The following is an 11367-nucleotide window of genomic DNA, read 5'->3' on the forward strand; positions in this document are numbered from 1 at the left end:
GGGGTCTTACTGCCCGTTAAAGCGGGATAAATTAGGGAGATACGTAAATTAAATCAATACGCCTTGAACATGTTGCAAGGAACCTGCTACTATTTTTCCACCTTTCATCACAGCAGGTCGCTGTGCACGTCTAGCTATCGCTTCTGCTGAACAAGTAGCTTGTAAGAAAACAAAATCAGCTTTATCTCCTACTTTAGGCCAAACTTGATTTCCGTCTTGATCCAATGGCGTTTTTCCACCTGTAATATAAGTTAAAGAAGAAGCTAAAGACTTTTCATCAATCCAGCGATACTTTTCTGCTAAACGCCCTACTCTTTCAAAAATATCAGCATTTCCAAATGGTCCCCATGAATCAAACATACTATCGCAACCTAAAGAAACGGGAACGCCCTTTTCTGTAAGTAATGGTACTGGTGGCATATTTCTGTTAATTGGTACTGTTGTAATAATAGACATTCCTCTCTCAGCTAATAAGTCTGCCATATCTGCTCCTTCTTCTTTAGATACATCACCTAGACTAAACGCATGACTGACCGCAACACGCCCGTCCCAATTAGCCTCCTCTGTAAATTGAGCTAATTTTTTAATTGTATAAATACCTAAATGCCCTGCATCATGTAAATGCAAATCAACATCTGCATTTGCCTCTACAGCGATTTCCATCATATCAAAAAGTGATTTTTCAATATTATTATCTACAGTAGCTGGATCTACACCACCTACTAAAGTTGCGCCCATTTTCATCGCTTCTCTCATAAGAGAATGCGCTTCTGTACGAAGTAAGCCGTGCTGCGGGAATGCTACGATTTCATATGTAAACGCATCTTTCATATTCTCTAACGTTTGACGTACAGATTCTAAGTTTTTAAGACCGATATACGGATCAATATTTACATGCGTTCGAATATGAGTCGAACCAGCATTTAAAATGTTTCTTAGTAATAACTCTGCTCTCTCTCCAGTTGTTTGAGCTAAAATTGGTAACTCCTGCTGTTCTAACTCTAATCTCTCAATAATATTTTTTACTGGTGTACATGCTTCCCATGGACCAGCAAGTCTTGTCTTATCAAGGTGAAAATGATTTTCCACAAACGACGGAAGAACAATCAATTCTTTCGCATCTTTCATTTCATATTCCGTTTGAAGCGGTACATCCGCAAGTACAATCTTTGCAATCTTTCCATCTTGTATGAGCAAATGATGCAAAGCTGTTTCTGTACCTGTAACTACTTCATTATTAAACTTGTAACCTGTTTCTAATCGTACATTCGTTAACCAATACACATTTTGCATTTCAATCATCCTCTCAAACAAGATTATTTATAGCCGTTTTTTCCAAACTACCAGCAACAACATTTCCTTTATATAAAACCGCACAGCGCTCTGTTTGTCTTGCTACTACCTCGGCTGAACATGATGCTTCTGTAAAGACGATATTTGCTTCATCCCCAATTTTTGGCCATTGACGATTTCCTTGATCATCTAATATAGATTTCCCACCCGTAATAAACTGAAGTGCTTTCCCTAAAGAGCGCTCATCAATCCATCTAAATCTCTCCGCTAGACAATTTGCCTTTTGCAACATATCTCCTGTCCCAAACGGAGACCAATGATCAGTTATACTATCGTTTCCTAGCGAAACTTTTACACCTTTACGATTTAATAACGGAACTGGAATTACATGTCTACTAATTGGAACTGTTGACGTTATATCAATACCTAATGCCGCAAGTCGTTCAGCCATTTCCTCCGCTTCTTCTACAGATACATCTCCAAGTCCAAGAGCATGACTAATCGTAACTCTTCCATGCCACCCTGCTTCTTCTGTTAATGCAGCTAATCTCTTCATTGTAAATGTTCCGAGTTGATCCGCGTCATGTAAATGAATATCAATGTCTGAATCAAACTCTACTGCAATATCCATAATTGTATTCAATGATTTTTCAATATTACCATCTACTGTTGCTGGGTCTACTCCACCTACTAAATGAGCTCCCATACGCATAGCATCTTTTACAAGCCCTACGGAATTACTTCTTAACAAACCATGTTGCGGGAATGCTACAATTTTTGCTGATAACTTATCTTTATATGTTTCCAGTGCCGCAATCGTTGCTTCTAAATTCCCAAGACCAATTACAGGATCAATATTGCAATGTGTTCGAATATTTGTCGCTCCATTTTCAAGAAGTAATTGCAACATTTTCTCCGCTCTACTCTTTGCAGTTTCTAATTGCTTCGGAAGAATAGTTTGCTCCTCATGAATACGAGTGAATATACTTTTTACTGGTGTACATGCTTTCCATGGTCCACCATAATACGTTTTATCAATATGAATATGCATTTCTTCAAATGCTGGTAATGCCAGTAAACCATTTGCATTTACTACTTCACCATCTTGCTCTGATACAATTCCAGGTAATATGTTCGTAATCTTTCCATCTTCAATAAATAAACTACAAATTTCTGTTTCTGTACTTGTAATTCGCGCTTCCTCATATACGTACCCACATTCAAGTTTTACATTCGTTAACCAATATTGTGATTTCACACTCACTTTGTCAATCTCCCTTCGCAATATGATTTTTCTACTTACAAACGAAACAAAAACAGATAAAAATTTCTATCAGTGTAAAATCATTTTTACACTGATAGAATTTTCTATTTTACTGTAGTTCTACACCTTCCAGTCGCAAATACCCAGATGGATCAATCCAAAATCCTTTTATATTTTTCGTAGTTGCCGCAATATGATTAATCCCTCGAATTGGTACTAGTAAAGCATCCTTTAATTCAATCTCTTGTAACTGTTTATACAATTCTTTTCTCTTCGTCTCATCTTTTTCTTTTCTAGCTTCTTCTATTAATTTATCTACTTCCGGATTACTATAGAAAAATTGGTTACCAGTTGCTCCGTGTGAACTAGAATGGAATAAATTATATTGATTATAGTCACCATCACCTGTTGCGTTTCCCCATCCTCCAACAAACATCGCATGTTCTGATTTATTCGTTGCAGCTAAAAACGCACCATATTCCATAACTTTAATTTCTACATCAACGCCAATCCCTTTTAATTGAGATTGAATTACTTCCACTAACGCCATTCTAACTTTGCTGTCATTCGTCCAAATTGTTGTTTTAAATCCATTTGGATAACCAGCATCTGCTAATAATTTTTTCGCAGTATTAATGTCATACTTATATCCTTTTACGTCTTTCGTATAACCGAACACTTTAGGAGTCATTACGGAGTTTATTTCAGTCCCAACATTGTTATATACCCCTTTTAAAATCCCTTTCGTTTCAATTGCATGTGCAATCGCTTGACGAACGAGCGGGTTGTCAAATGGCTTTTTCTGTACATTAAATCCAATATATTCTACACCTAAACCTTCATTTTCAATTAACTCCATAGATGGTGAATTTTTCACACGTTCTACTTCAGTTACAGGTAAATTCTCTGCAATGTGAGCTTCACTAGTTTCAATCATTCCAATACGTGTTGCATCTTCTGGTACTACTTTGAATACCACTTCATCAATCTTTGATTTTTCACCCCAATAATTTTTATTCTTTTCAAGGCGAATTTCTTCACCTGGTTTCCATGATTTAAAAGTATATGGACCTGTCCCAACCGGATGCTGCGCTAAGCCTTTCCCTTTTTCATCAATTGCCTTCGGACTTAAAATACTTCCTTCATTACTTGCGAAAATAGATAAAAGAGGTGAGTATGGGTATTTCAATACGAACTGTACTGTATATTCATCAATTACTTTTATTTCTTGAATCATGGAATAAACAGTTGCTCGATTTGAACCTACTTTCGGGTCTAATACACGTTCAAAGTTTTTCTTTACTGCCTCAGCATTAAATGGTGCACCATCTTGGAATGTCACTCCTTGTTGCAACTTAAATTCCCAATTTAAATCATCAATTTGTTTCCATTCCTTTGCTAACATCGGCTTAAAATCCATGTTTTTATCTCGCTGTACAAGATTTTCATATACTTTATGGTACACAACACTTGCGGAAGGGATGTTTGTAATAAAATGCGGATCTAAATTATCAGCATCTGACAGTCTAGCAATTGTTAAAACACCGCCTTCTTTTGTTCCATTGCTTCCTGATCCTTCATTTCCTGTCTTCGTATTAGATGAACACCCCGCTAGAAAAACTGAAAGACATAAAATTGTGATAAAACAAATCACAAGTCCCCTTTTGAATCTCATCGCCCTTCCCCCTCCACTTTCTTTTATCTCTACATCCTAAAGTGAAACCTTACATCTAGCTTTCTATCCCCTACTTTCTAATAGCAGATCATTCCACCACCCTTTCTTTTTCAATTTCGTCTATGTATTTGTAATTATAAATAACTTTGCGAAAAAAGTTTTTAAACATCTTTACTTCTATTTGCACTTTCTTTACTTATTGAATTTTCTGAATTATTTTGAAACATCTTTACTTCTATTTGCACTTTCTTTACTTATTGTTTTAAACTCGTTGACTTGTTTTAATTTTCTGATAATTTAATCATAAAGAAAGGGAGGTATAAAAAATGGAAGTTCGTCTTTCTAAAGAAGAAAATACTTCTTTGCAAACAATTCAAACGAAGAACACATCGAAATGGATCATTAGCTATCGAAAACTGAAAAAAATAAGATGGCATTTATCGGGGGTATTATCGTTCTTTTCTATATTTTAATAGCTATATTTGCCCCATTGTTAGCACCCTACAATCCATTTGATATTCAGTTAGTTAACAAATTACAACCACCATCTATGGAACATTGGATGGGAACAGATGATAAAGGCAGAGATATTTTAAGCCGCCTTTTACACGGGACACGCCTTTCGTTACTTGTTGGATTTTCTTCTGTATTTATAGGGGCATTGTTCGGCATTATTCTTGGTATCATTTCTGGTTATTACGGTGGATGGTTTGACAAAATCATTATGCGAATCATTGATATTATGCTAGCTTTCCCTGGTATTTTACTTGCTCTTGCCATTGTAGGCGCACTAGGACCAAGTCTTGTGAACGTAATTATCGCTATTGGCTTTTTCTCAATCCCTATGTTCGCTCGTATCGTTAGAGCTTCTACATTAACAGTAAAAAAATTAGAGTATATCGATGCTATAAGAGCACTAGGGGCAAATGATTTTACTATTATTATGAAACACATATTCCCTAATATCTTATCACCTATTATCGTCCAAGCTACTTTACGCTTAGCTACAGCAATTTTATCTGCAGCTGGATTATCATTTTTAGGACTTGGAGCGCAACCACCTTCACCTGAATGGGGTGCCATGTTAAGTAATGGGCGCGACTTTTTATTTACCGCACCACATATTGCAATGTTTCCTGGAATCGCAATGTCTACACTCGTAATCGGTTTAAACATGTTTGGTGACGGATTACGTGATGCACTAGATCCGAGACTTAAAAAATAGAAAGGGGCATTATACATGCTAATGTTTATTTTTCGTAGAATACTACAATTAATTCCCGTTCTTTTCGGCGTTGTATTCGTCGTTTTCTTAATTATGCAAATGGTACCCGGTGACCCAGCTCTCCTTATCGCTGGTGAAGGAGCATCAAAAGAAACTGTCGAGCAAATACGCCATCAATTAGGATTAGACAAACCCTTTATCATGCAATATTTCTCTTATATCGGAAATATATTACAAGGAGATTTCGGGGTTTCAATTCGTTCTAACCGCCCAGTGTTAGACGAAGTATTAATCCGCCTTCCAATCACTATTGAACTCGCACTGTGTAGTATCGTCATTACAGTTGTAATTGGGATGATTGCTGGTATCATCTCTGCTACAAAGCAATATTCTTGGACAGATGTTTCTATTATGATTATCGCTTTGTTAGGTGTCTCATTACCAAGCTTTTGGTTTGGACTTATGCTCATTTTCTACTTCTCTGTCCAAATTCAAATATTCCCGGTTTCTGGTTGGGGAACTTGGATGCACATGGTTTTACCAGCACTTACACTTGGTGCATCTGGCGCAGCAATTGTAGCACGTATGACTCGCTCAAGTATGCTTGATGTTATACGCCAAGATTATATACGAACAGCAAGAGCAAAAGGGGTAAAAGAAAGAGTTGTTATATATAAACATGCTTTGAGAAACGCATTAATTCCCGTTATTACTGTTGTTGGATTACAATTTGGTGCCCTTTTAGGCGGTACAGTTTTAGTAGAATCAGTTTTTGCTATAAATGGACTTGGAAGATTGATCGTAGACGCTATCCGAATGAGAGACTTACCAATGTTACAAGGAGGCGTATTAATCGCCTCGGTCATCTTCGTTCTAGTCAATCTTATTGTTGATATTTTATACCGTCATTTCAATAAACGTATTGAGCTTAATTAAGGGGGTGCACAAACATGAATAAAAAGGAAGAGGTATTACAAGTTAAAGATTTAAAAACACATTTCTTTACAGACGAAGGTGTAAGCAAAGCGGTTGATGGTTTAAATTTCTCTGTTTCTAAAGGAGAAACACTCGGCATCGTAGGTGAATCTGGTTGTGGGAAGAGTATCACTTCTCTATCCATTATGAGATTAATTGACCGAGAAAGCGGCAGTAAAATTGAGGGGAGCATTTTATTTAAAGGAAAAGATTTATTACAACAAAACGAAGCTGAAATGCGTGCAATTCGCGGAAATCAAATCTCAATGATTTTCCAAGAACCAATGACATCTTTGAATCCAGTATATTCTGTTGGGGAACAGATCGCAGAAGCAATTCGTATCCATCAAAAATTAAATAAAAAGGAAGCTTGGAATAAAGCCGTAGATATGTTGAAACTAGTTGGAATTCCTTCTCCTGAAAAGCGTGCAAAACAAGAGCCTCATGAACTAAGCGGAGGAATGCGACAACGCATTATGATTGCAATGGCACTTGCTTGCAATCCAGATTTACTCATTGCAGACGAACCAACAACTGCTCTTGATGTAACAATTCAAGCCCAAATATTATCACTTATGAAATCACTTCAAAAACAACTCGGTATGGGAATTATCATGATTACACATGACTTAGGAGTCGTGTCAGAAACATGCGATAGAGTCGCCGTTATGTACGCTGGAAAAATCGTCGAATATGCAGATATCGAGCATATATTTACTAGTCCAAAACATCCTTATACAATCGGACTTCTTCAATCTCTTCCAAGACTCGATACAGACCAAGAAGAGTTACAAACTATTCCTGGATCCGTACCGAGTCCATACCATATGCCGAGCGGATGTCGCTTTGCTGATAGATGCACACATGCAAAAGAACTATGTCACAATACTCTTCCAGAACTTCAACTCACACAAGATGGAAGTAAAGTTCGATGCTGGATGTTTACAGACCTTTGGGATAAATCATCTTCAGAAAAATTGGAGGTATTATAATATGTCTACTGCTACGCAAATAAATAAAAAAGAGTTATTACAAGTACAAAACTTAAAACAATACTTCCCTATAAAAAAAGGAATTCTAGGACGCTCTATTAACTATATTAAAGCGGTTGACGATATTAGCTTTACAATTTACGAAAAGGAAACTGTTAGTATTGTTGGTGAATCTGGTTGCGGAAAATCCACCACTGGGCGTGCAATATTACGCCTTGATGAAGCAACAAGTGGAAAAATTATTTTTCAAGACAAGGATTTACTAGAATTAAATAACTCAGCAATGCGAAAGGTTCGAAAAGATTTACAAGTTATTTTTCAAGATCCCTTTGCTTCTTTAAACCCTAGGCAAACTGTAGGGAGCATTTTAGAAGAAGCTATAGCCATTCAAAACGTATGCCCAAAAGGTGAAAGAATGGCGAAAGTTATTGAGCTGCTCGGGAAAGTTGGTCTTCCACCTGATGCAGTGAAGCGCTATCCACATGAATTTAGCGGTGGTCAACGGCAAAGAATCGGAATCGCACGCGCCTTAGCTGTTAATCCAAAACTCATTATTTGTGACGAGGCTGTCTCCGCCTTAGATGTTTCAGTGCAAGCACAAGTTTTAAATTTATTAAAGCAGTTGCAACAACAATACGGGTTAACATATTTATTCATCTCTCACGACTTAGCTGTCGTTCGTCACATATCAGATCGCATCATTGTAATGTACCTTGGTACCATTGTGGAGATTGCCGACAAACATTCTCTTTTTAACAATCCGCAACACCCTTACACAAAAGCGCTTCTCTCAGCAATTCCTACCATTAGTGCAGGAACGAAAAAAGAACGCATTGAACTTAAAGGAGACCTCCCCTCTCCTCTAAACCCGCCAAAAGGCTGTCGTTTTCATACTCGTTGTCCGTATGCCATTGAAAAATGCGCTACGCAGCAACCAAGTTTTCAATCTATAAGCGAAGGTCATAAAGTAGCCTGTCATATCATTTGATCCGAGTCTGAATAATAGAAACATTTACAACGCTTTAGTATAATAATAAAAAACAAGATTGAGGTATGTATGTTAACTTATGAAGCATTTGCTGTATTAATAACTATACTTGTCTTAGCTCCAATTTTTGGAGCTATTATTTTATTATGTTTATTTATTTTTGAAAAACGAATCGATTTACTAGAAAGTGAAAAGAAAAAAATAGCACTGGAACGAGAGTTGCAACAGTCTTTATATCATCAACTTACGCAACAAATTCAGCCTCATTTTTTATTCAATACATTAAATACAATTTTGAGCTTAGCTCGTCTACAGAGAACAGATGAAGTTGTCAAATCACTCGAGATCTTTTCTCTATTTTTGAAAGGAAAATATAAAACAACAGATTTGTTAATTCCAATCTCTGAAGAACTGGCTTATACGAATTATTATATTGAGATTCAAAAAATGCGGTTTCGCTCGAGACTTTCAATAAATATTACTTCTTCTGAAGATTTACAGAATGCTTATATTCCACCTTTCGTTATTCAAACGTTAGTTGAGAATTCTTTTAAACACGGTCTTGAAAAAAAAGCTGGTCAAGCTATTTTAAATATTCATCTACACAATACAAATAACCGAATTACACTTCTAGTATCCGACAACGGTACTCAAAACGAACCATTTACTTCCCATACGGAAGAAAGCGGATACGGACTTGAAAATATAAAACAACGATTTCAGTTATTCTTTCAAGAACAAACTACATTCTCTTTCCTCTCTACAAAAGAGAATGGCACGAAAGTAGAAATCACATGGCCTTTCATCACAGAAAAAAACACAGAGGAGGTAATACAAAAATGAATGTGCTATTAGTAGATGACGAACCACTGGAACTGGAACAATTAGAATTTCTTATCCACCGTCAGTTCCCTAATTGGACATTACATCTAGCTTTAGATGCGGCTGAAGCTTTACGTATAAATGAAAAATTCTCAATTCATTTGGCACTTTTAGATATTCACCTTCCGGGCATATCCGGCCTACAACTAGGTGAGAAATTAAAAAATAATAACTCTAACCTCGATATCATTATTGTAACCGCATATCAAAATTTCGATTATGCAAAACAATCTATTCATCTAGGCGTTATTGACTACATAACAAAGCCAATTATAGAGAAAGAACTCATCGATATATTACAAAAGTACAAAGGAGATGCTAATACCCCTTCCTACTCACGTATTATTCAAGATACATTAGACATCATCCATGAAACTTTTCATGACAAACTACACTTAGCAGACATCGCAACTAAAGTACATACAAATCCGACTTATTTAAGCCGAAAATTCCATGAAGAAGTAGGGGTTTCATTTTCCGGATATATCATGCAATATCGGATTGAAATGTCACAGAAATATTTAATGGAACACCCACATTGGTGTATCTCTCAAATCTCTGAAAGATCTGGTTTTAATAGTCAGCATTATTTCAGCACTGTTTTTCGTAAGATGACCGGAATGAGTCCGAAAGAATATAGAGGCGAGGGATAAATTGTGAAGAAAAACAACTCAGCTTTCACACCTTTACAATTAGGCATTGGAACTGGTACTGTTCTTTTATTATCTAAATGGGTCGCAAGTATATCGACGCTCGCTTTGCCTGAATCGATTATTAATTATGGGCTAATCGCTGGTATTCTTTATGCGATGATTGGCCCTTTTACTCTTATTTTATTGGGGATTTTAATAAAAAAAATACGTACTACATTCCCAGAAGGAGAATCCATTCACGATTACTTATCTTATAAACTTTCTCGCAAAGGATATATAATTGTATGCTCTTTCCTTGTTCTATTAAGTATAGAAAGTATGTTCATTCAAACGAAAGTTGCTAGTATTTTACTTAATGTTTTTTTCCATATTCCATATACATTGGGTTCTTTCCTTTTCATTACCCTTTGTACAATATTCGTAATATTAAGTAACGCTAAGCTATTTACTAAAATGGCTATTATGCAAACTGTATTAATGTTTTCTACTATGATCATTATTCCAATTTATTTTTTTGTGCAAGATGGCATTACCCATGTATACGATGGAATCCGCTTATATCACCCGTACTTGCTATTTTATGAAAATAGAAATGGAATATATTTTCTTACTGCCGGTATTCTCATTGAAACAGGAAGAGTATTAATAAGCCCTGCATCTTGGGATAAAGCTTTCCGTATTCATCCCAAAAAAATTATTCCAACTTTTTTACTATCAGGATTTATATGGATTACTATCCCTTTGGCATTCGCTTCTCTAATTATGATAGTTATCTTTAGTGGGAGCTTAGATCATTTATACGATCTTCTAGTCCAGCTTCCAAAAAAAATAGAATTTACCATTTTATTTTATCTGCTCGTTATCGGTTCGTTAAGCGCAATAACTTCTAGTTTTATTTCTTGGATACATGGATTTACTAAACTCATTCGAGATTTTATACCGATGATACCTACAAAAATAAATTTCAAATTATATACAACTCATTTTATTTCTATCACTATCGGATTTTTAGCTTTTTTCATTACAATTACTACAAACTATACGATTTTAGAAATTATTTTTTTCTTTGGTATTCTTTATACATCTCTTATCATCACAATATTATTCGTTATTTTCAGCAAGCAAAAAATCAGCATCATTATACCGCTCATCTCGATTATTGGTGCTCTTACCGGTTATGTAGTTTACTTCTTAATCGGTCCTTTAACGAGCATTTGGGTTAGTATAGCGGTTACTCTTTCACTAAGTATTTGTTTTCTGTTTTCACATTGGATACATCAACAATTCAACTATAAAATGAAACAATAATATGAGGCCTTTTTGGTAGCTTAAATTTTGCTACCTGATATTATCCCCTTTAGGTAGACAGTGTGAAAAAGACCATGTATACACATGGATGTTACACTATTACGTGGAGGGG

Annotated in this window: 9 protein-coding genes and 1 pseudogene; 7 read left to right on the forward strand and 3 right to left on the reverse strand. The window is 35.8% G+C overall.

What is annotated here, in order from left to right:
* Positions 1–48 precede the first annotated feature (48 nt).
* The 3 genes from PDQ33_RS10255 to PDQ33_RS10265 form a co-directional block, all read right to left on the reverse strand.
* Positions 49–1293 carry an amidohydrolase family protein gene (locus tag PDQ33_RS10255; protein WP_270755494.1) on the reverse strand — a complete coding sequence of 415 codons (1245 nt, stop codon included), beginning with the start codon at positions 1291–1293 and terminating at the stop codon, positions 49–51.
* A 13-nt stretch (positions 1294–1306) separates the two neighbouring features.
* Positions 1307–2557 carry an amidohydrolase family protein gene (locus PDQ33_RS10260; RefSeq protein WP_061132086.1) on the reverse strand — a complete coding sequence of 417 codons (1251 nt, stop codon included), beginning with the start codon at positions 2555–2557 and terminating at the stop codon, positions 1307–1309.
* Between the two features lie 109 nt (positions 2558–2666).
* Positions 2667–4232 carry a glutathione ABC transporter substrate-binding protein gene (locus tag PDQ33_RS10265; protein WP_001211304.1) on the reverse strand — a complete coding sequence of 522 codons (1566 nt, stop codon included), beginning with the start codon at positions 4230–4232 and terminating at the stop codon, positions 2667–2669.
* A 326-nt stretch (positions 4233–4558) separates the two neighbouring features.
* Here PDQ33_RS10265 and nikC point away from each other — a divergent pair.
* The 7 genes and pseudogenes from nikC to PDQ33_RS10300 all read left to right on the forward strand — a co-directional run bounded on the left by nikC (position 4559) and on the right by PDQ33_RS10300 (position 11255).
* Positions 4559–5457 (forward strand): annotated as a pseudogene (gene nikC / locus PDQ33_RS10270) (nickel transporter permease).
* Positions 5458–5472: 15 nt separating this feature from the next.
* Positions 5473–6393, forward strand: coding sequence for a nickel ABC transporter permease (gene nikB, locus PDQ33_RS10275; RefSeq protein ID WP_000928487.1), 921 nt, complete (start codon positions 5473–5475; stop codon positions 6391–6393).
* A gap of 14 nt (positions 6394–6407) precedes the next feature.
* Positions 6408–7424, forward strand: a complete 1017-nt coding sequence (locus PDQ33_RS10280) for an ABC transporter ATP-binding protein (RefSeq protein ID WP_001034321.1) — start codon at positions 6408–6410, stop codon at positions 7422–7424.
* A 1-nt stretch (position 7425) separates the two neighbouring features.
* Positions 7426–8412 (forward strand): ABC transporter ATP-binding protein, encoded by a 987-nt coding sequence (locus tag PDQ33_RS10285; RefSeq protein WP_000102013.1) that lies wholly within the window; start codon positions 7426–7428, stop codon positions 8410–8412.
* A gap of 69 nt (positions 8413–8481) precedes the next feature.
* A complete protein-coding gene (locus tag PDQ33_RS10290; RefSeq protein WP_000958967.1) occupies positions 8482–9255 on the forward strand; it encodes a sensor histidine kinase in 774 nt (257 codons plus the stop codon).
* Positions 9252–9947, forward strand: a complete 696-nt coding sequence (locus PDQ33_RS10295; protein WP_270755491.1) for a response regulator transcription factor — start codon at positions 9252–9254, stop codon at positions 9945–9947. Before PDQ33_RS10290 ends, PDQ33_RS10295 begins: the two co-directional genes overlap by 4 nt.
* A gap of 3 nt (positions 9948–9950) precedes the next feature.
* Complete coding sequence (locus PDQ33_RS10300) at positions 9951–11255, forward strand: sodium:solute symporter (RefSeq protein WP_270394013.1); 1305 nt, start codon at positions 9951–9953, stop codon at positions 11253–11255.
* The last annotated feature ends 112 nt before the right edge of the window (positions 11256–11367 follow it).

This window comes from Bacillus cereus group sp. Bc031, from assembly GCF_027716265.1.
GTDB classification, from domain to species: Bacteria; Bacillota; Bacilli; order Bacillales; family Bacillaceae_G; genus Bacillus_A; species Bacillus_A paranthracis.